The sequence below is a fragment of the Psychrobacter sp. PSP genome, assembly GCF_024085615.1.
GTDB lineage: Bacteria > Pseudomonadota > Gammaproteobacteria > Pseudomonadales > Moraxellaceae > Psychrobacter > Psychrobacter pacificensis.
Genome location: NZ_JABLTF010000014.1, coordinates 1 through 22,131, shown reverse-complemented (window position 1 = coordinate 22,131; position 22,131 = coordinate 1). Strand labels below are relative to the sequence as shown.

Below are 22,131 nucleotides of genomic sequence, written 5' to 3'. Positions count from 1 at the left end.
GCGTGTAGCAATAGTGGTTAGCGGCGGTTTTATATCACCGTATGGCTAAATTAGCAGCCAAGTTTGCCTTCCGCTTCTAATGCTTTTTTGCTGCGGATAGGTGCTGGGCAATCTTCGCCATAGTACTGACGATCGGCAAAGTAGCTTGAGCGTACCATTGGGCCTGCCCAAATGCTAAAGAAGCCAATCTTTTTGCCGTAGTCCATATAGCGTTGGAACTCGTCTGGATGGACATAACGGTCAACAGGTGCATGGTTCTTACTAGGCTGTAGATACTGACCAATCGTGATCATATCGACATCATGCGCTTTTAGATCATCAAGTAGCGCATAGACCTCTTCTTCGGTCTCGCCGAGGCCAACCATAAAGCCGCATTTGGTCGCGATATCAGGACGGCGCTCTTTATAAATCTTGAGCAAGTCGAGTGAATGCTGATAGTCAGAACCTGGACGGAAGGCTTTGTATAGACGTGGCACGGTTTCAATATTGTGGTTAAACACATCTGGCGCAGTCTCTGTCAGTAAGTCTAACGCAATATCCATACGACCACGGAAATCGGGTACTAGGATTTCAATTAAGCAGTTTGGGCTAAGCGCTCTTGACTCGTTTAGCACTTCTACAAAATGTCCAGCACCGCCATCTTTTAGATCATCGCGATCAACAGACGTAATCACCGCATATTTAAGACCCAAGCCTTGAATGGTCTCAGCAGTGTGGCGCGGCTCATCTTTATCAAGCTCGTTCGGGCGACCATGACCGACATCACAGAACGGACAGCGGCGAGTACAGATATCACCCATAATCATAAAGGTGGCGGTGCCGTCACCAAAGCACTGCGCAAGATTCGGGCAAGCGGCTTCTTCACAAACAGTATAGAGCTTTTGTTCGCGTAGTTTGGCTTTGATACGCGCCACCTCGGCAGGTGAGGACATTTTTACTCGAATCCAATCCGGCTTTTTCTTCGCTTCGACTGTCGGGATGACTTTAATCGGGATGCGGGCGACTTTATCGTAGCCACGCAGCTTTTCACCTTGAATGGCTTTTTTGGGTTTTACTCTTGGCGCAGGAATATGGGTTTGTACGGCAGTAGTCATAATCAATGATCTCTTAACCCTTTATAGTATAAGGGTTTATGGAATTATCAGCATGCTTTATAGGTGTCTTTATTATAACAGATATTGCGCTCAGGGTTTATTATTCAACCCTTTGTGCTATGGCTTTTTGTTTAAGTTGTCAATATCTATACCCATCTCATTAAACACTTCGATAGCCGCGCGAAACGCTTCTTGCGTGGCAGGTGCGCCGCAGTATGGTAGGCTATGCATCAAGACCTCTCGAATCTCGGCGACGCTAGCGCCATTGTTGATGGCACCTCGGATATGTCCTTTTAACTCATTTGGGCTTTTTTGCGCAATTAAAAAGGCAATGGTAATCAGTGAGCGATATTTGCGTGGTAGTACTGACTCATCTTGCCATGTGCTGCCCCACGCGTGCTCTATAATCCAGTCTTGCAGCGGCTGAGTAAATCCAGTCGCCGCATCGAGTGAGCGTTTTACATGTGCTTCACCCATCACTTCTGTGCGGACTTTTAGACCTGCCTGATAGTTGGCATTACTATCATTCATATTGCATCCTCCCTAATCCTGTTATAAAAATCTATAATCGTCATATGGTGTCTGCGCACTCATAAAGCAAGTTTTTATCAATCAGTGCAGGTACGTAAATACGAGCGATTATAAGGTGTGCAATCATATTATTGATGGGACTATTTTTATAATAAATGTTGGATATGGCCTTACTATGAGCCTTTTGAAGGCTCAGCCATTAACATTTAGAGCGTTTTAAGCTATGATTGCACGGATAATTATTTTCTATAGTATATAGACGCAGGCGGTCATGCTGACTACCCACGTAATGTGCTAAATCCCAACTGACGAGGACGACTATTGTGTTAGAAGCTTATCGTAAACATGTCGAAGAACGTGCTGAGCTAGGAACGGTTCCGCTACCATTGAACGAAAAACAAGTAGCAGAGTTGGTTGAATTACTAAAGAACCCGCCAGCGGGCGAAGAAGCATTTTTGATGAACTTGCTAGAAAACCGTATCCCTGCTGGTGTAGACCAAGCAGCCTACGTCAAAGCGGCATTTTTGGCAGCTATCTTAAAAGGTGAGACGTCATCACCATTGATCAGCAAGCAAAAAGCGGTTGAAATCCTAGGTACGATGCAAGGTGGCTACAATGTACAGCCATTGGTTGCGGCACTAGATGACAGCGAAGTCGCACAAGACGCTGCTGAAGCATTAAAGAAAACTTTGCTCGTATTTGACGCGTTCAATGACGTGACTGAAAAAGCCGAAGCGGGCAACACCATTGCTAAAGAAGTCGTTCAATCTTGGGCTGACGCAGAATGGTTCTTGAATCGCCCTGAAGTACCAAAGAAAACCACTTACACGACGTTCAAAGTCACTGGCGAGACCAACACGGATGACTTGTCACCAGCGCAAGACGCATGGAGCCGTCCTGATATCCCACTGCATTCATTAGCCATGCACAAAAACTCTCGTGACGGCATTACTGCTGACGAAGAGGGCGTGCGTGGTCCAATGAAACTTATTGATGAGCTAAAAGAAAAAGGCCACCCACTTGCGTACGTTGGTGACGTTGTCGGTACCGGCTCTAGCCGTAAGTCTGCGACCAACTCAGTGCTATGGCTGATGGGTGAAGACATTCCTAACGTGCCAAACAAACGTGGTGGCGGTCTAGTACTAGGTAACAACATCGCACCGATCTTCTTTAATACGATGGAAGATTCTGGCGCCTTGCCAATCGAAAAAGTAGCTGTCGATAAGCTAAACATGGGCGATGTGTTTGACATCTATCCACATGACGGCAAAATCACCAAGCATGACTCTGATGAAGTGCTATCAACGTTTACGCTAAGCTCGCCAACATTGCTTGATGAAGTGCGTGCTGGTGGCCGTATTCCATTGATCGTTGGTCGTGGTTTGACCAACCGTGCGCGTGAATACATGGGTCTTGGTCACTCAGACGTGTTTGCGAAACCTGAAGAGCCAGCCGATACGGGTAAAGGCTTTACGCTAGCGCAGAAAATGGTTGGTAAAGCGTGTGGCCTAGAAGGCGTACGTCCAGGTATGTACTGTGAGCCTAAGATGACTACGGTCGGCTCTCAGGATACGACTGGCCCAATGACACGTGACGAGCTAAAAGACTTGGCATGTTTGGGTTTCCAAGCGGATCTCGTGATGCAGTCATTCTGTCATACTGCGGCTTATCCAAAACCAGTTGACGTTGAGACTCAGCACACACTACCTGACTTTATCATGAACCGTGGTGGCGTCAGCTTACGTCCAGGTGATGGTATCATTCACTCATGGTTGAACCGTATGCTACTGCCAGATACCGTTGGTACTGGTGGTGACTCACATACTCGTTTCCCAATGGGTATCTCGTTCCCAGCAGGTTCTGGTCTGGTTGCTTTCGCAGCGGCAACTGGTGTGATGCCACTAGATATGCCCGAATCTGTTCGTGTTCGTTTCGTTGGTGAGCGTCAGCCTGGTATTACCTTGCGTGACCTCGTCCATGCGATTCCTTATCAAGCGATCAAAGAAGGTTACTTGACGGTTGATAAGAAAAGTAAAATCAACGAGTTCAACGGCCGTATCCTTGAAATCGAAGGTCTAGAAGATTTGACCGCTGAGCAGGCGTTCGAGCTGTCTGATGCGTCTGCGGAGCGTAGTGCGGCTGGCTGTACCATCACGCTATCTGAAGAATCGGTAACTGAGTACCTAAACTCAAACATCACGCTACTTAAGTGGATGATTTCAGAAGGCTATGGCGATGCGCGTACCATCAGCCGCCGTATCGAAGCCATGCAAGAGTGGCTTGCGAACCCAAGCCTCATGCGTGCGGATGATGATGCTGAATATGCTATCGACATCACTATCGATATGAGCGAGATCAAAGAGCCTATCCTTTGCTGCCCGAACGATCCAGATGATGCCAAGACCTTGGCAGACGTGGCTGGTGATACCATTGATGAAGTATTCATTGGTTCGTGCATGACCAACATCGGTCACTTCCGTGCCGCTGGTAAATTGCTACAAGACGTACCAGCAGGTAGCCTCAAGACGCGTCTATGGATTGCACCGCCTACTAAGATGGATGCACGCCAGTTGATGGAAGAAGGTTATTACAACGTCTACGCACAAGCCGGCGCTCGTACTGAAATGCCAGGTTGTTCACTATGTATGGGTAACCAAGCACGTATCGCACCGAAATCGACTGCGGTATCAACATCAACGCGTAACTTCCCGAACCGTCTGGGTCAAGGCGCTAACGTATACCTAGCATCTGCAGAGCTTGCCGCAGTTGCCGCGGTACTTGGTAAATTGCCGACTAACGATGAGTATCAGCAGTATGCTGGCATGCTCAACAGCATGGGTGATGAAGTCTATCAATACATGAACTTCGACCGTATGGAAGAGTACACTGAAGAAGCGGATAAAATTAACGTTGCTCAGTTGACCTAATTTTGGTTAAAAATTGAGTTAGCCGTTTTTAAGTAAACAAAAACCCCGTATCGTCATGATGCGGGGTTTTTGTTATGAAGGCACCAGCTGATTTCTCTCACTATCTTCTGTATAATATAAGGGCAGGCGGAAACCGTGGCTCTGCACTTCGCTTACCTCTTTTTTATCTTTTCTATCTCGGGACGGACCGATACTTTGATATGCACTTTTTTGTTTAAATACAGGTGCTTTGGAGTTTTGGTTGATGATTACATTATCACCGTTTAGACGTCGTATTGTCTACGTAACTGTGTTCGAGATTGTCGCAATTATCTCCTCTACCTTTGTATTGATGAAGCTGAGCAATAGCAAGGCGTCAGAATCATTGCCCGTTGCGATGATGGTCTCTCTAGCAGCCGTTATTTGGAACTTTCTATATAATACTGCTTTTGAAGCATGGGAGCGTCGCAGGCATATTGCGTGTCGTACGTTATGGATACGTAGTGCTCATGCGTTTGGTTTTGAAGGTGGGCTGGTGTTGATCTGCTTGCCACTATATATGGTTTGGTATCACGTTGGCTTGCTCCAAGCGTTTATGATGGAAGCTGCCTTGCTAGTGTTTTTCTTAATTTATAATTTCGTATTCACCTTTATTTTTGACAAGATATTTACCTTACCGTATCACTATAAGTCAGTATCTGCTTCTTAACCGCAGACATAAACGAAAAGAGGGCTACCATATTGGCAGCCCTTTTTTTTGATACTATAAATAGCGAGTTATTTGGTTATGAATAAATTTAGCCGTCAAATCAACCCGCTTACTACTCAATCATTTACCTTGATAAACTGGTTTGCGCTTTTCAATAAAGGCGCTGACGCCTTCGATAAAGTCATCGGTTTTTGCCATCATGGTCTGCTGCTCCACTTCCATATCTAATGCTTCGTTCAAACCCATAAACGCGTGCACATTGAACATATGTTTCATAGAGGCTAGGGCTTTACCTGGCAGCTGGCTCAATCTTAGAGCCAATGCTTGAACGGTGGCGTCTAGCTCTTCTGCACTAACCACTTGATTGACCAGATTTAAGCGTGCCATATCTTCTGCTTTTAGCTTATCACCCAGCATCACAAGCTCAGTGGCTTTTGCTGTACCAACCAATTGATTCAATAAATAAATACCGCCTGCATCTGGCACTAAACCAATATTGACAAAGGCTTGGACAAACTTTGCATTATCCGCTGCGATACGAAAATCACAGGTAAGCGCTAAGTTCATGCCAGCCCCTGCTACGGCACCTTCTAATTTGGCAATGATTGGTTTATGGACATTACGTAGCTTTAAGCTGACTTCGCCTGCGCCTTCTACCATGCCCTTTAGTTTGTTTGAAACAATGTCCTTGTCCAATCCTTCAGATAACATCTCTTTGATATCGCCGCCACTTGAAAAATTACCACCAGCGCCTTGCAAGATAATGACTCGTACTTGATCATCAGCCGCTGCTTTATCTAGCGCTATTAACACGTTGTTTTTTAGTGGCGTGCCAAACGCATTTAAGCTTTTTGGATCGTTAAACGTAATGGTGGCAATGTGATTATTCACTTGATAATCAACGATAGACTGTGACATTTGAGATTTCCTTATTTTCAGTGACTGTGTTAAGCAGCGATTTTTGGTACCCGTATAAAAGACAGCGGGACAAATTGATGGTAATAAATAACGCAATGCTGATTACTATAGCAGCTTGCGCGCATTATAAAAGCAGGTTTTGTGGGCGCTTAAGACACATCTACATGGCGGTTGGCTCTTTGAGTTGCTCGTATAAACTGCCATGCCTGTATGAACAAAAAGAGTGTATGAATAAGATACAGATAATACGCATGGTTCATAAAAAGGTGAGTTCCTGACTTATTAATAGATTATGCTACTATGCAGGTAGCGCGTTAGGTCATGCGCAGCCCAACTGATTAATCAAAGTTTTCACCAAACAAGGAAGTGATTATGCCAACGATAAAAGTCAACGATGTCGATATCTATTATGAAGACAGCGCGCCCAATGACACGCAAAAACCCGTTATCGTGTTTGCCCATGGTCTGCTGTGGAGCTCGCAGATGTATGACAAGCAAGTAGAGTATTTTCAAACCGATTATCGCTGCATTGCGTTTGATTTTCGAGGGCAGGGTCAGTCACAGATTACCAAATCTGGCTATGATATGGAGACATTGACTGAGGATACACTTGGCCTAATTGACGCACTCGCTATTGCTAAATGTCATTTTGTTGGGTTATCCATGGGCGGGTTTGTCGCTCAACGTATTGCGCTTAAGCGACCGGATTTGCTGTTATCACTCGCGCTACTTGAGACATCAGCTGATCCTGAAGACCCAAAAAACATTCCTGAGTACCGCAAACTGGTCAAAGCCATTCGTTGGCTAGGGATGAAGCGTGTGAGCAAAAAAGTCATGCCCATTATGTTTGGCAGTACTTTTTTGGCCGACAAGCTGCGCAAATCTGATCGCAAACAGTGGCTGACGATGCTACAAAGTAATCGTAAGGGTGGTGTCGTTAAGGCGACAATGGGGGTCATCGATCGCACTGGCACTTATGAGCAACTGGGTGATATCACGACACCGACACTTATTGTCGTGGGTGATGAAGATGCCGCAACGCCTTACGCAAAGTCTGAGCGTATGCATTTTGCTATCGCTGGGTCGAAGCTTGCTATTATTAAAGGCGCTGGCCATACGTCGACAGTGGAAGAGCCTGATCAAGTGAACCGAGTGCTCAGTCAGTTTTTGACAAGCTGTGTGTAATGCTAAGCTGCTGAGGCAAATTCGCATAAAGTCAGACTGTTTTGGCAGTAGGTTATAACAATTCATAGAAAAGCCGCTACCAGTCATTGATAGCGGCTTTTTTTTATCCTATTATGCTCAATACTGACGATTACATCCGTGAGCTATATTGGCTGTGGCCATCATCGATAGTGCCAAATGCTTCTGCACGATTGACGATTTCGGTTGCCCATGCCCGGTGGGTCGCAGGTTCTAGCATGGTATTGTTGTACTTAAATACGGCCTTGGCCTCACTATGTAGAATCGCTTGTGCTTCATCCAATGTACTTAGCGGCACACAGTAGGCTTGCTGCACCAGTGCAATTTGGCTTGGGTGAATGACCGTTTTACCGACCAGTCCCAAACTGACATCATGATTTAGCTCCTGCATAAAAAGGGTTGGCTGATCTAAATACTCAAATACAGGTGCGGTGAGATAAAAACCATGCGGTACAAAGCAGCCAAGCAGCTGATAGGCAAGGGTGCCGATAGGCGTATCATAGACAATGCTATTCTTTGGACGACGCAGGCGCAATGCGGCAAATAAGTCATTACCCCCGATACGTAGCGCAAATACTGGCTGACTAAACGCTTCTTTAAAGGCAATCGCCAGCTCTTGATTATGATGCGGATTGAATAATGCAGCCGTTTCGAGCGTCGGCATCAGCAGATGATCAGCATTGAGGTTCTGACAGGCCATGCGCCAATTGGATAAGCTATACATATCGACTTTTGGCATGACAAAACCATCAATGAGATCAATATGCGCATAATCAGCCAATTGCTGTAGCATCATTGGGCTACGCGGACGTATAAAAACCAGTGGACGCGTTGGGTGCTGTGCGTGAATAGCAGCGGCTCGGGATGGATCATTGATGCTATTGACATGCTCAGCCCACGTACCCAGCAGCGTGCGCAAACGCTCAAGCGCCAACTCCACATCCTCATGACTGACGGCATCTTCTAAACAGATAATAATACTATTGATCGTTGGTAGCTTGTCGCGCTTAATCACTTGCCAGATGTCTTGGCGAGTGGCAGGCATATAGAGGCTCGCCCCTAGTTGGTAGGGATGGTGCGTGTGCGGTCTGACCATCGCATGACGCTCAGTAATCAGATGCGCATAAGACAGGGTATCATAGGACTGAGTGTCAAGGTAAGTCGCTGACTCGTTGTTTGTTATATCTGACATAGTTGGCATCATAAATAGAGTGTAAAGGGCAAGCGTTCAATCGCGCTAGTGGTGCTCAAGCCAAAAGCATTAACTGTCTTTGGCTCGTTGCTTGATAAGGGTGATGGCTTGATAAGGGTGTATTTTATCACCTAATACCTCAATAGTGATGCCTCGCTGCGCACATAAATGACGCAGTAGTGCGGTATCGGGATGCGCCGCGGTCGCGAGCAATATACGCTCTGGATCGCGGCGTAGTATCGCGCGCGTCGCCTCGGCGATAGTCGGCTTAATACGGTTGCGATTGGTAATGTCATAGTCCGTGGCGAGCGCATCTATTAATGCTGCCGTCTGGTAGCGCGGCTGCTGATAGGTTGGCAAATGCTCTGGCAGCATAGTCAATGAGCGTCTGGCTGCATCAACATGATCGATAAATGCCAAACTATGATCTGCGTCTATCAAATCCTCATAAAAGACACTGCGGTGTAGACCAGATGACGGCTCGGTGTATAAGCTGCGTGAAATCAGTCCTGATACGGTACTATTTAACAAACCCGATGGAATTAACCAATCTTCCGCGCTCGCGGCGAGCCAAGCAACGCCCGCCGGATCGGCAAGGGTCAGTAGTGGAATGACATCAGCACCTTGATGAAAAATATTGGCAAAGCTGGTGTGAATGGGATCGCTAAATGTCTCTAAGCTACGAGCAAGCTCCTTATAAATCGCGCCTTTACCTGTCCAGCCATCGACAAATACAATCGGACTGTTTGGGTAAGCGTCAAGCAGCATTTGCAGCGCCACAGGATCTAGCCCGCGATCACGAATGATACTGATGCCATAATGTATACTTGGCAAATGATAGCTGCTATCTGTGTCAGATAACGCACGCTGCAATAGCACACCAATCGGTAGACCTGCCCGTACCAAGCTAATCAAGACTAGCGGATGCTCGTCACTGACATCATGACAAAAGACATGATGTAGGGTATGCGCTAAGCGTGCGATATCAGTTGCGGCTCTCTTGCCACCTTGCGCTAGTGCCTGTTGGTATAGCTCTTCATGCATCGCGGTAGGCGCTTGCTCCAAGGTCAACATATCAGAGTAGTGACGTTGCCCACTTTGAATGAGTGCCTCTTTTTGACTGACGGGCACATCAGCAACAGCGTCTTTATCGACGATATCGAGCAGTACGGTCACATCACTGGCAAGGTAGCTACCTGAGCCGTAATTGTTTAGATTGGCTCTGTTGGTCTGTATGTTAGGTAAAGTCATAGTATGAATAATAGCACTCGTGATGATAAAAGAGAGGTTCTGTGTCTGCTTTTTGGCTGATTTTCTGGGCTGATGTTCTAGCCCAAATAATTAGACAGATGGCTAAGGCTGATACTGCTCATGCATCTGACCGCGGCTTGGCATACCGTACCAGTCAAGCAGCTGCAAAAAAGGCAAGTCTGCCAAGCTATCACCAAAACCAAAACTGGGACGCTGATGGTCTAAATGATTGTCTAATAAAAACTGTACAGCATGGCGCTTGTGTACCGCGTGCGGTAATATCGCTAGATTGTTGGCATTCACATGCACATAAAAATCTTGCTCAAAATCGCGTATTAACGTGGGCAGTTTTTTGGCCAGTTCAACTAATGCTTGATGGTCTTTTTGCGCGTGTTTGATCGCTAGATAAATCGTTAATTCTTCATTTACAGACCCATTATTAAAGCTATCGACATGCGGCGTAAATACCAAATGACTCTGCTCACTTTTGCTATGACTAGCAAACAGCTCGCTTAGTTGGTTTAACTTATCTTGCAACGGTGCAAGCTTGCTATGCATATGTTGCTGCCACGCGCTTAGTAACTGCCCATCAGCCGTTAAAATAATGGCGCCATGGGTCAATACTTGCCAACTGTCGAATGGCAGTTTCACGCGTTTGATCTCACTGCGGTCACGTGCTGTTACTACGATTAATTCAGTGCTATTGAGTAGCCAATTAAAAAAAGTCGCTTGGCGCTGACTCATAAAGCTTAGTGGCTCATTTTGCTTATTGACCGTCGCACAAACCAAGTGTTCTGGCTCTGCAGTCGGGACTTGCCAAGCATCAATCTTGCGCTGGGTTTGAAAAAGTGTATCGTCCAAATCCATTAAGGCATAGGGTTTGATAATATCGGCGCTGGGCTTGAAAAATGGGATAGTCATGACGTCGTCCATAAACAGTTAGTATGAAAGTTAAAGAATGGTTTAAATTGTCGGACTTACCACCAACACATTATTCAAACCGCGCCACATCGCATCGACGCTATCAGCAGCTGTCTCCACACACAACACAATCAAGTCCCACTCGTCAGGGTCAACATTATAAGCAAAGTTGGTCATGCCAAGCCCATAATTATCATGAAAGCTCAGCATCGTAGTAATGGCGCCGCCAAGCGCAATCGGTGAGCGAGTTAATGCACTAAATTTCACGATAGCATTTGTGTCAGCTTTGAGGTTTTGAGATGTTGTCTCAAGCCATTCCGCCAACAAAAACGGCAACCAAACAAACTCATTGCTACCCAACACCAATATTTTTTTGGGCAATTGAGTGACATCAAAGCTGTCTTGATTATGGAAGCTTGCAAATGCAGCCTGAAAGCTCGAAAGATAGTTATTAAAGCCATCTGTGCTATTTAATGTGGGAAAACGTCCCCAGTTACCTGTAAATCCAAGCGCTTGACTACCAGCGGCAGTGGTATCAACCGATGGCATGGTGATAGGCTCTGGGTTGGGCGCGTCTGTCCATTGCCATGCGCCTGACAGTAAGTGATGGCGATGAAACTCAATACCAGTTAAGCGATCTGCCATACGCGCAGGCATAATATCATCTGTCTGCTGGTTTGTATTTTCTTGATCCAATGACCAATCAACCAAAGTCGTTAGATGTACTTGCTCTAGCTGAGTGAGCCCTGCATCACGTAAGGCCGTGACGACATTGACACAAGTATTGCCTGTTGATGCTTCATCATCGACCATAATCAGCGTTTTGCTAGCGAGTAGCTGCTCTTGCGTGACGCTATCTGTACTTTGATAAATTAAATGCTGGCTGGCATGACTATGATCTTCATTAAACGTTGTTAATAACGCTTCGGAGTTATTGTCACTATGCTGCGTGTGACGCGTAGAGTTTAGCAATAACGCATTTGGATAACGTGTTTGTAGTGCTTGATGCACGCCAGCGGATAGACCCACTGCTGTCTCTGCCATACCAATAACTAAAATTGGCTTGGGCAAATCGCTAGGAACTAAATTGGCTAAATCAGTAAACGCATCTCGCATCGTGCTGGGTGCCACGGGGATATGACGGCCCAATACTTTGGATACAAACAAAAACGCCCGTTTTGGATTAATACGCTGAGCAAAACCAAGCAGATCTTCTAATTGATAACTGTCGTTTTGTTTCAGGCTATTTTTGTTAGCCATTGAGTTGGTCTGATAGGTCAGATCAAGGGTGCCGCGAGGTAGGGTGATGCTGCGTTTATAGGTTTTGTTAGAAGTTATATCTTGATTTGTATCATTCATTATTTCTTGTTGTCCTATGTATTATCAGATTTTGTTTGTTGCTAGTGTTTACTTAGCTTTATGACGTACATAGAGCGTAGAGTTTACCGTTTTGGTTTCAAATATTCCGATATTTCTAATCATGCTAGAGAGTCTGGCATAACCGTAATTTTTAGGATCGAAATTTGGGTAGTGTGTTTTTATGGCGTTGCCAATCAAACCGAAATTCACCCAGCGCTCGTGGTCGGCTTTCGGGTGATCGATAATGGAAGCACGCAGACTATTTAATAATTTTGTATCACATTTTAGGCGACTCTCATTCCATGTTGACGTGACATTGCCGTTTGGTGCTACACTGGACATTGGCAATGTACCATTTTTTAGTTTAATAGAAATGACTTTGTTCACAGTACGGATGTCATATAACGCCATTGCTATAATTAATTCTGAAAACTTTGCATAGCCATATCTATCTAACTTGATATTTGTATGGTGTTGTTTAATCTGGCTGGCAAGATAAGATAAATTTGACCAGCCTTTGGCAGAATTTGGGTCTTCTTTTATCAGCTTGTTTAATATGCTAATAAGATGTGTCTGCTTTTGAAGTGCTTTGGTTGTCCATTTTTCGGGTGATGTTTTGGATTCGGCGACAGGCAGCAATGGTTTTGTCTTAGTATCAAAGCTAGGCGTGTCTTTGTGCTCGCTAATGGGCAGTGCTTTTGGTAAAGGTACTAGATCCTCCACGTAGTAAAAACTGTCACAGGCTTGTGTGAATGCTTTAACGGTCTGCTTTTTACCGAAACCAAAGACTTTGATACCATTTTTTCGTATGCGTAACGCCAAAGCAGTGAAGTCACTATCACTAGATACTAAGCAAAAACCGTCATAATGACCACTATGTAATAAGTCCATAGCTTCAATAACTAGACCAATATCAGTCGTATTTTTACCTTTAGCATAGGCGAAATGTTGTATTGGGTCGATAGCGTGTTTTAAGAGTGCTTCTTGCCAACCTTGAATATGTACATTGCCCCAGTCACCATAGACTTTTTTGCAAGTAACATTACCGATACTCTCTATCTTACGTAAAATATAATTAATGTTATTAGCTGAAGCATTATCGGCATCGATAAGAACGGCTATGTTGTTGAGTTTCATTGATATAACAGTCCTTGATTAATACCGTTTTTCTTTTGATCTTATCATTGTAGTATGTCGTTAACCCTGACAGCCTACCAGCCATAATGCACTGCGACTTTGCTTGCTCAGTTGCGGCGTGGTCAGAAGCGTGGCGCTTGACGAATCAGCCTTACTCTCCAAACTGATCCCAGCGCTCGCAATTAAGGCAGATAATAACTGAAATTTCACCGCATAGTTCATGTTTTGGGCGTGTTCATGAACGAGACTGGCAGTCACCATGCCGATGACCTCACCGGTTGGTAGTAGTAAAGGACTACCACTAGAGCCAGGCTGAATGGGTGCGGTAAACTGAAGATAACGAATATCATCGTTTAAGCCCGTTAGCCCTGAGATACAGCCTTGTGTGACTTGTAGTTGACTGCTTAGCCCTGATAATGGAAATCCTAATGTAGTAATGGTCTCACCCAATATGTCACTGCATTGCTGTGCCAATGGTATATGGCTGGGCAGGGGGTCACTGACTCTGATAATAGCGGAGTCGCTACCGATATCACTGAGCACGACTTGTGCCTCGCGATCAGGCTGACCTTGCTGGCGTATGCCAATCATTTGAGCGGACTCAATCACATGATAGCAGGTGAGCAAGTGGTGCGGATCAATGGCAAACGCCGTCCCTGTCCATGTCTCACCTGCCTGCACGTGACGAGGCGGACGCATTTCATTGTGAGGGCAGGCTTGCTGTTGCTGTGCTGCTTGGATACGTGCATGTGTGTTGGGTGGACGAACATCAAGACTGACTTGTACTCGCTGCTCAAGACTCGTCAAACCTTGGGTCGAAGCTTCGTCAAGCGCCCGACATTTAAACTGTCCATTCCGCTGATATATCTCTAGTATAATCGCAGCTTTGACGTGGCGTTCGCGCGCTGTAAAGTCGTAGCGAAGTGCGCCATCATTCAGTGTTAAGCAAACATTGCTTAGCTCAACCGCAGGCAAGTTCAGGCTAGGCTCATCGTAAGCATAAGCAATCAGCTGTAAAAAATGCACACCTTGTTGCTCAAACAATTTGGGTAGATTAAGCTGCCATTTGCTTGGGTTATTGGCATCATCTATCGTTGCCCAGTCTTTGGGCTCATGTAAATAAGCAGGGCTACAAACAGCCTGACGATTGGCATCTAATGGCAACCAAAGTAGCCCAAGCTGCTGTCCAAACTTAAGCGGAGAAGTGCTAGAAAATGCGACCGAGCAGCGCACGTCTGCGATAACAGCATTAGCGCCTAACACGAGTGTGGTCTGTGCTGTCATCGTCTACCTTTTATTGGATATATACTCGGTTGTCAGTCGTTCTTTATGTTGCCTGCTTATTTTTACTTATTCAGCAGTATCTTCAATTTTTACGCCTACCATAATGGAGCGTACTTGACAGGGCGTTATTTGCTGTATGATATCAGTCAATTGTGGCTTATCGGTCAAGCCAAGCCAATAGCCAAATCCGACCTGTGTCAAATCCACATCGCTATGCGTTGTGTAACCAATACCACCAGACGGGCGGCTATTGATCTCAAGCACACGGTGCTGACCGTCATCATCAGCTTTGGTCTGCACACTGACGATACCGTCACAGCCAAAGGCTTTAATCAATGGAATCACCACATCCATGACGGATTGCTCATAGCCAATATGCTGGATTTTGCCGGTTTTATAACGCGTGACGGCGGCCAAGACCTCACCGTATTCGCAGACCACATCGATAGAGTATTCCTGCCCTGATAGATAAGGCATAAGCAGCATAGGAATAGGGCGCTCACGTACCATTAGACTGTTGGTATACGCATTGATAAACTGCGCGGTATTGATTTTTTTCTCTTCGGTAAAGTACAAATGCTCAAAACTATCGTAGTGTTCATCAGGTTCTTTACCTGAGTCCAAGCGCCAAAATCCTTGAGCAAAAATACCAACAACTGGTTTGACACATAGGGGCTGATGACCGTGTTCGGCAAGTAATGCTTCCAGCTCTGTCACATTATCAAAGCGCCAAGCATCAGCGACAGGGATATTGTGTTGGTGACACTGCTGCATAAAGGCAAACTTATCTTCGATCGACTCTAGTGCTGCTACGCTGGTTGCGCCTGTAAGCAAACGAATACCAGCGGCATCAAACGCCTCACGATGCGCTTCATAATCGACCCCATTGCGCCCCGTTAATAATACTTTGACGTTGTGCTCTTTGGCGTGTTCCAAGACGAATTGCCAGCGAGGTATAACAGGCTCAGTTGTCTCTTGTGCCTCATCCTCTATGGCTGCTTTTTCTGGATATGGTTCGCGATAGACCCTATCAGCAAATTCAAAAATCTCAGGTCGGTTATGACGGTGTGAGGCAATAATATTAAAAGGGGTGCTAGATTTGCTTTTTAAGTTCTGTAAGCTCTCTAACATATCGCGCTGGCTGGATTGACCCTCAGCTAACCAAGCAGCTATTGATGTGGAGTGGACGCTATCGTTAGCAAGGTTAGTCATAATTCTCTCAGCGTTATTATCATATGTAGGGAGTTGGATGAGTGGATACGGTTATTGAAAACTGGCGGCAGTATAGTCAAAATTTGATCATTCAGCAGCATATATTATATACAAATGGCACAGGTTATAAATGCCCCTGATGAAATAGGCAAAAGGATTTGTAAGAGTGATCTTGTAGCTAGTAGCGCGGTTGGTCGGTTTAAAATGTTCATAATATTCATGCTACTATATGACGATAGTGAGCATGCCAATGACAACAACGACAACATAATAAAGAATCTAAAGGACGTATGATGAATCAACCTCAGCAACTGATCGCAGGTGCCAATGCACCATTACCAACTGATAATATTAGTGTCCGCATCTTAAGCCAAAACGCCATTGATTGCGCCGCTTATCGTCTGACGACTGATGGCAAAGTACGCGGCGATGGTGACATGATATTTTATGGTCAGAAACGTAGCGATGATGGCAATGTTAGTTTTCGTGGTCACGACAGTGACGGATTTTTTGATATCAATTTGCCCGCGCAGCCTGCGAGTATTGAAAAAATCGCTTTGGCATTCTCTAGCGAGCAAACGCTGGCACAAGTCGGCGATGTCGATATTCAGGTACTACAAGGCAGTCAGGTATTGATGACTTGTCAGCTGAGCAGTGCTGGGCGTAATGAAAAAGCCATTATTTTGGCGGAGTGTTATCGCAGACAAGGCAACTGGAAGTTTCGCTTTATCGCGCAAGGATTTAATGGCGGCCTAAAACCGTTGTCGGAGCACTTTGGCGTTGAGATTGCTGATGATGCGCCAGCACCCCAAAATACAACGCAAAATCAGGCTCAGCTGATTAATACGCAAAAAGCAGACAATACCTCTCAAGCGAGTACTCCGCCACCGATTCCTGCGACCCCGTCGGTCAACCTAAACAAAATCACTTTAACCAAAAATCAGTCCAGCATCAATCTGAAAAAGCGCGATGATTTTGGCAAAATCTCAGTGAACTTAGACTGGAACCAACGTCCAGAGAGTAATAAGTCAGCACCCAAGGAAGGCCTATTGGGTGATCTGTTCAAACAGCATCAATCAAGCGGTATAGATCTAGATGTTGGCGCGATGATTCATCTAAAAAACGGCGAAAAAACCCTGATTCAAGCACTGGGTAATCGCTTTGGTAGCCTGCAATCAGCGCCTTATGTATGCCTGCGAGCCGATGATAGAACGGGGCAGGTGAGTGGCGGTGAGTGGCTTGATATCAATGGTAAGCAGTGGTCACAGATTGAGGAGGTATTTATCTTTGCCTTTATTTATGAGGGCGCGCCAAACTGGGAAAAAACCGATGGCGTCGTGACCATTCATGTACCCGATCAGTCACCGATTGAGACCCGTTTAACAGAAGGGGCTAGTAACTTGCCGATGTGTGCCATCGCGCGTTTGGTCAATCAGCAAGGCAGTATCAATGTCGAGCGTATCAATCAGTATTTTAAAGGGCATCAGGAAATGGATAAGGCCTTTAACTGGGGGTTTAGCTGGAAGCGTGGTCGTAAATAACAGCGTTAATAATACTTTTTTATAGTGAATTCAGTATAAAAACGATACAGCGGGACTGGGATAAATTTTTCGCAGCATCGAGCAGCGTAGGTACAGCACGCAAGGAAAATTTAGACCAGTTCCACCTTAATATATAATGTATCTGTTTTATTTAGGATTGACTATAGTGTAAAAGCCCATTGATAAAAAGAGCGGCCCATCTATTGATAGATGGGCCGCTCTTTTTTGAAATAAATTATTCAACTGGATTAGTAATACTCCAGTTAAAGGCTCAACTCAGTTATGCGTGCGGCGTAATTGCAGGCATTAAATCATGGAAAGTGCGACCAGACGCAGTCTCGCCAATAGCGTGCATTTTCCATTCATTGTTATGCCGATAGACTTTTGCCATCACCATAGCAGTATGTCCACCTTGTGCCGATAAGTTGTAGCGAGCTACTTCGCTGTTGTTATTGGCATTAACGATACGGCAAAACGCGTTTTCTACCGTCTCAAACGTCTGGCCGGTAAAGCTATTGACCGTAAACACTAATGAAGTCACGTTGGCTGGGACTCTTGAGAGATCAACGTCGATGACTTCATCATCGCCATCGCCGTCGCCAGTACGGTTGTCGCCTGTATGGACGATACTGCCATCTTTTGATTTAAGCTGACTGAACCAGATAGCATCGACCGCTTGTTTGTTTGCGTCAAACATAATGCACGAAGCATCCAAATCGATAGAATCGCCGCCGCTACCACCGCCGAATAATTTACCTAAAAAGCCACCTTTTTTGTCTTGTGGATTTTGAGCGACATCCCAACCTAGACCTAATTTGACTTGAGTCAGCTCGCCGCCTGCTTCTTTGCTTAGGGAGATTTTCTGTCCCTTTTGTAGACTAACTGCCATGTGAGTATCCTTATAATAATTGTGAGTAAAACTGCTTAAACATAGTTCTAAAAAACGCTATAAGATATTATCTAAAAAACCACCGCCGCCGCCGCGACCGCCTGAGCTCGTTCCTAAGACACTCTGCAGCCAACCTTGATAGCTGTCGCGATTGCGCGAGCAAATAATGACTTTACCGCTTCCTGAAAAGTTCAGAACCATACCTTCGCCACTGGTGACGGAATTGATGATATTGCTCATGATGCCTTTTTTCTTGCTGGTCGAGACAGACAGCTTATAGTCGAGGTTCGAATCCCAGCAAACCACATGACCATTATCAATAATGACATCTTTGTCTGGGGTGACCTCAATCTCAAACAATGAGCCAAAACCAGATACCACAACCTGACCTTTTCCTTGCGTCTGCATGACCATAAAGCCACCATTATCACCGAATACCGCGCCGCCTAGATTACGCTGAATATTGGCTCTGATATCAACGCCAGTTTGCGCCGCGACAAAAGCACCATCACTCAAGGTATATTGCTGTGATCCCACCTCGATGATTTGCATATCGCCATCTAGTGTGGGGGCAAGCAAACAGTCGCCTTCGCCATGGACTGCTTCAATCTGCTGTTGAAATAACGATTCATCATTGGCAAAGCGGCGCATAAGCGATTGCATCAGTCCACCTTGTAGCTTACCTTTTAGCTCAAGGTTAGACTCCATCATTACCATTGCATTGGCTTCACAATAAATTGAATCACCTTTTTTGAGATTACAATGCAAAAAAGGCTCAATAGTACCGATTAAACTGAATGTTGCGGCCATGGGGTGCAAATCCTTATTCTAATATCTTTGATAGGTGCTCTTAATGTGGGGGGGGATAGACCTATGTGTTTTAGCGTTTTTATATTGATGAGCCTATTAAATTTAAAGCCATCAAATGCGTTAAAAGGGCACACTTGATGGCTCATAGGCGTTGCTATCAGAAAACTGATAGCAACGCTTGGCTCGCTAGATATTTACGTCAATTTAACGTTACACGTTTACGCCGTAAGACGCTGCTAATGGTCCAAGACCACCGCTGAAACCTTGACCGACGGCACGGAATTTCCAATCGCCGCTGTGGCGATATAGCTCACCAAAGATCATAGCTGTTTCAGTGCTGCCATCTTCTGATAGGTCGTAACGGGCGATTTCAGATTGACCATTATCGTTTACAACACGGATATAAGCATCGCCAACTTGACCGAAGTTTTGGTTACGTGCTTGGCCTTCATAGATGATGGCACAAATGGCAACTTTGTTTACATCAGCTGGGATGCTCGCAAGATTTATTTTGATTTTTTCGTCATCGCCATCGCCTTCGCCAGTACGGTTATCACCAGTGTGCTCAACGGCGCCATTGTCTGACTTTAGATTATTAAAAAAGATAAAATCTTGATCGTTACGGACTTTGCCTGCTTCGTTGATTAAGAAGGCAATAGCGTCCAAGTCAAACTCTTGACCGTCAGTTGCGCGTGGATCCCAGCCTAAACCAACTGTGATGTTGGTTAAACCTGGTGCTTCTTTTGATAAGTTTACGTTGCCGCCTTTTGTTAAGCTAATAGCCATACAAATACCCTTTGGATTAATAATTAAGTGGATTGGGTCGAAAAAATAAATTAAAGGTTGTGCAGTGACTGATGTGAAAGGACAACTGGTAAAGAACCTAGTTGTATACCACGTCCTGCATATCATTACGTTTTACTATACTAAGCGTTTGCTCACTAAGCAAGGCGTATTTTGTGCGCTTACTATATGCTTACTAAGCGACATAATAACCCTGCATTTTTGATACTTTTTAATCATCTTAGCAATAGTGGTTAACGTATTGTTATGCAAAGGTAAATTATTTAATGACTGTTTCCTTTGGATTAAGCCATAGAATGAAGAGAAACCTACCCTAGGTTGCAAAGACATAACCAAAAAAAGCGGGTCGTACCAGATATGTTGGTACGACCCGCTATAAGCTTGACAACTCAATAAAATTTAAACGTAATATTGTACTGAATAATCCATTAATAAAAGTATTTAGATAAAGGTTTTATTCGGCAAAAACCGACCAGCCTGTTTGCCTGCCATTATAACGCAAAAAAGCAGGCCATATCTGATGATACGACCTGCTCAAAGCTATACAGCATCATGCGAACAACAGGTGCTAATTAAGCCTTGCTGCTTCCGCTTTACGATGTTTCAGCGACGCCCATAATGCAAAACCAATAAAGGCAATACCGATAAGACCAGTAATAATTTCTGGTACATGGAACTTCACTGACAACAGCATAATGATGGCTAAGGCACCGATGGCGTAATGTGCGCCATGCTCAAGATAAATAAACTCATCAAGCGTGCCTTTGTCTACCAAGAAGATAGTCATCGAACGTACGAACATCGCACCAATGGCAAGACCAAGCATGATAACAATGACATCATTGGTAATGGCAAATGCGCCAATCACACCATCGAAACTGAATGAAGCATCGAGGATTTCTAAGTATAAGAAACCAATGATACCGCCTTTCATGATAGCGCTGGTTGCGGCTGCGCCACTTCCTTCGTTTTCTAAGTCTTCTTCGAGATCACCTTCTAGCATACCAGAGACAACCTGTACACCAAGGTATACTAGAATGCCCCAAACGCCAGCAATGAGCACAGCACTTGACTGCTCTGCACTGGCCCATGATACCGCAATCATTAAGACGATAAGCGCAACAAATACGCTCATCGCATCGACTTTGCCTAGCTTGACCAAACGGCTCTCAAGCCAGTCAAACCAATGGACATCTTTGTCATCAAAAATAAAGTTCAAGAAAACCAATAGTAAGAAAATACCACCAAAGGCTGAGATTTCAGCATGGTGCGCCATCAATCTGGCTGAGTATTCTTGAGGATTGTTCAAGGCCAAATCGATCACTTGCATCATACCAAGGTCAGCGGTAACCGCAACGATGACAATAGGGAAGACCAAGCGCATACCGAATACCGCAATTAAAATACCCACGGTTAAAAATATCTTTTTCCAAAATTCGTCCCAGCCCTTAAGGACTGAAGCGTTGACCACCGCGTTATCAAAAGATAACGAAATCTCCATGACGGCCAAAATAGCGGTAATCGATAGCGTGGTTATCATCCCACCCATACCGCCATGTGAATATCCCCACCATGCCGCTATTGCTAAGGCAATGATTGTGAAGATAATATCTAAATAAAAATGTCTCATGACACATCCTATCTGGTTGCGTAAAGCTGGTCTATTATAGACACAAGCCGCAAAAAAGTGGTTATTGCTAACCACTTTTTATGCATAATTTTAAACGAAACGTAAAGCATTACTAGTCATTGGGGCATTAAAAATTGTGACTATTTGCAACGATGCTCGCTTGATATCTTGGACGTGATAATCGGAATGGCTGATAGCCCAAATGCCAATAAAAATAAGGCTCTAGATATCAACGCCGTACTGATGACACATCGCCTGTAAGCCACCTGAATAACCTTGACCTACCGCGCGGAACTTCCATTCACCGTTATGGCGATATACTTCACCGAATACCATGGCTGTCTCAACAGAGTAATCTTCTGCTAGATCAAAACGTACCACTTCAGTACCGGTTTCTTCGTTAACAACGCGGATAAAGGCATTGGCTACCTGACCGAAGTTTTGGTTGCGAGTAGCAGCGTCATGGATAGTCACCGTCACGACTACTTTATCAACGTCAGCAGGTACTTGGGTTAAGTTTACTTTGATAACTTCATCATCACCATCGCCTTCGCCAGTACGGTTGTCACCTGTGTGCTCGACCGCGCCATTATCAGATTTCAGCTGATTATAGAACTTAGATTAACACACCAAGTGCAACGCTAATTAATATTATAGAACGCCTGCATAGGCGTTTTAAACCCTAATCGTTTTCTTGGTCTGTTGTTTAGTTTGTTCTCAATGTCCTGTATTTCATTATC

18 protein-coding genes and 1 pseudogene are annotated in these 22,131 nt (G+C 45.0%); 4 read left to right on the top strand and 15 right to left on the bottom strand.

Annotation, left to right across the window (positions count from 1 at the left end):
* Positions 1-50: 50 nt before the first annotated feature.
* Positions 51-1,094 carry a lipoyl synthase gene (gene lipA / locus HL061_RS03600; RefSeq protein WP_186474195.1) on the bottom strand — a complete coding sequence of 348 codons (1,044 nt, stop codon included), beginning with the start codon at positions 1,092-1,094 and terminating at the stop codon, positions 51-53.
* A gap of 117 nt (positions 1,095-1,211) precedes the next feature.
* Positions 1,212-1,625 carry a carboxymuconolactone decarboxylase family protein gene (locus HL061_RS03595; protein WP_058025284.1) on the bottom strand — a complete coding sequence of 138 codons (414 nt, stop codon included), beginning with the start codon at positions 1,623-1,625 and terminating at the stop codon, positions 1,212-1,214.
* A gap of 323 nt (positions 1,626-1,948) precedes the next feature.
* Here HL061_RS03595 and acnB point away from each other — a divergent pair, with 323 nt between their 5' ends.
* Entirely contained in the window at positions 1,949-4,552 is a 2,604-nt protein-coding gene (gene acnB / locus HL061_RS03590) for a bifunctional aconitate hydratase 2/2-methylisocitrate dehydratase (protein ID WP_071001922.1), read from the top strand.
* Between the two features lie 244 nt (positions 4,553-4,796).
* Positions 4,797-5,240, top strand: coding sequence for a PACE efflux transporter (locus tag HL061_RS03585; RefSeq protein ID WP_083328840.1), 444 nt, complete (start codon positions 4,797-4,799; stop codon positions 5,238-5,240).
* Positions 5,241-5,360: 120 nt separating this feature from the next.
* Here HL061_RS03585 and HL061_RS03580 read toward each other — a convergent pair whose 3' ends face one another.
* Positions 5,361-6,158, bottom strand: a complete 798-nt coding sequence (locus HL061_RS03580) for an enoyl-CoA hydratase-related protein (RefSeq protein ID WP_071001921.1) — start codon at positions 6,156-6,158, stop codon at positions 5,361-5,363.
* 372 nt (positions 6,159-6,530) lie between these two features.
* On the opposite strand from HL061_RS03580, the gene HL061_RS03575 reads away from it, so the two are divergent.
* Positions 6,531-7,343, top strand: coding sequence for an alpha/beta fold hydrolase (locus tag HL061_RS03575; protein ID WP_252962537.1), 813 nt, complete (start codon positions 6,531-6,533; stop codon positions 7,341-7,343).
* Positions 7,344-7,473: 130 nt separating this feature from the next.
* Here HL061_RS03575 and HL061_RS03570 read toward each other — a convergent pair whose 3' ends face one another.
* From HL061_RS03570 to HL061_RS03540, 7 genes are all read right to left on the bottom strand, one after another.
* Complete coding sequence (locus tag HL061_RS03570; RefSeq protein WP_252962536.1) at positions 7,474-8,553, bottom strand: HpcH/HpaI aldolase/citrate lyase family protein; 1,080 nt, start codon at positions 8,551-8,553, stop codon at positions 7,474-7,476.
* A gap of 69 nt (positions 8,554-8,622) precedes the next feature.
* A complete protein-coding gene (locus HL061_RS03565; RefSeq protein WP_240366182.1) occupies positions 8,623-9,804 on the bottom strand; it encodes a cysteine protease StiP domain-containing protein in 1,182 nt (393 codons plus the stop codon).
* 102 nt (positions 9,805-9,906) lie between these two features.
* Entirely contained in the window at positions 9,907-10,725 is an 819-nt protein-coding gene (locus HL061_RS03560; RefSeq protein WP_071001918.1) for an HAD hydrolase family protein, read from the bottom strand.
* 42 nt (positions 10,726-10,767) lie between these two features.
* Positions 10,768-12,084: a phosphoribosyltransferase domain-containing protein gene (locus HL061_RS03555; RefSeq protein WP_071001917.1), complete on the bottom strand. Its 1,317-nt coding sequence runs from the start codon at positions 12,082-12,084 to the stop codon at positions 10,768-10,770.
* 48 nt (positions 12,085-12,132) lie between these two features.
* Positions 12,133-13,221, bottom strand: coding sequence for an NYN domain-containing protein (locus HL061_RS03550; protein ID WP_071001916.1), 1,089 nt, complete (start codon positions 13,219-13,221; stop codon positions 12,133-12,135).
* Positions 13,222-13,281: 60 nt separating this feature from the next.
* The gene (locus HL061_RS03545; protein ID WP_071001915.1) at positions 13,282-14,505 is read right to left on the bottom strand and encodes a serine protease; all 1,224 of its coding nucleotides are present in this window, start codon (positions 14,503-14,505) and stop codon (positions 13,282-13,284) included.
* A 66-nt stretch (positions 14,506-14,571) separates the two neighbouring features.
* Positions 14,572-15,717: an ATP-grasp domain-containing protein gene (locus HL061_RS03540; protein ID WP_071001914.1), complete on the bottom strand. Its 1,146-nt coding sequence runs from the start codon at positions 15,715-15,717 to the stop codon at positions 14,572-14,574.
* Between the two features lie 293 nt (positions 15,718-16,010).
* Here HL061_RS03540 and HL061_RS03535 point away from each other — a divergent pair, with 293 nt between their 5' ends.
* The gene (locus HL061_RS03535; protein ID WP_071001912.1) at positions 16,011-17,258 is read left to right on the top strand and encodes a TerD family protein; all 1,248 of its coding nucleotides are present in this window, start codon (positions 16,011-16,013) and stop codon (positions 17,256-17,258) included.
* A gap of 280 nt (positions 17,259-17,538) precedes the next feature.
* Here the strand turns inward: HL061_RS03535 and HL061_RS03530 are convergent, their stop codons facing one another.
* The 5 genes and pseudogenes from HL061_RS03530 to HL061_RS03510 form a co-directional block, all read right to left on the bottom strand.
* Positions 17,539-18,147 (bottom strand): TerD family protein, encoded by a 609-nt coding sequence (locus HL061_RS03530; RefSeq protein ID WP_071001911.1) that lies wholly within the window; start codon positions 18,145-18,147, stop codon positions 17,539-17,541.
* A 57-nt stretch (positions 18,148-18,204) separates the two neighbouring features.
* On the bottom strand, positions 18,205-18,957 hold the full coding sequence (locus HL061_RS03525) for a TIGR00266 family protein (protein ID WP_071001910.1): 753 nt from the start codon (positions 18,955-18,957) through the stop codon (positions 18,205-18,207).
* 210 nt (positions 18,958-19,167) lie between these two features.
* Positions 19,168-19,743 (bottom strand): TerD family protein, encoded by a 576-nt coding sequence (locus HL061_RS03520; protein WP_071001909.1) that lies wholly within the window; start codon positions 19,741-19,743, stop codon positions 19,168-19,170.
* A 586-nt stretch (positions 19,744-20,329) separates the two neighbouring features.
* On the bottom strand, positions 20,330-21,391 hold the full coding sequence (locus tag HL061_RS03515) for a DUF475 domain-containing protein (protein WP_071001908.1): 1,062 nt from the start codon (positions 21,389-21,391) through the stop codon (positions 20,330-20,332).
* Between the two features lie 222 nt (positions 21,392-21,613).
* A pseudogene (locus HL061_RS03510) lies at positions 21,614-22,006 on the bottom strand (TerD family protein); the annotation flags it as partial.
* Positions 22,007-22,131 lie beyond the last annotated feature (125 nt).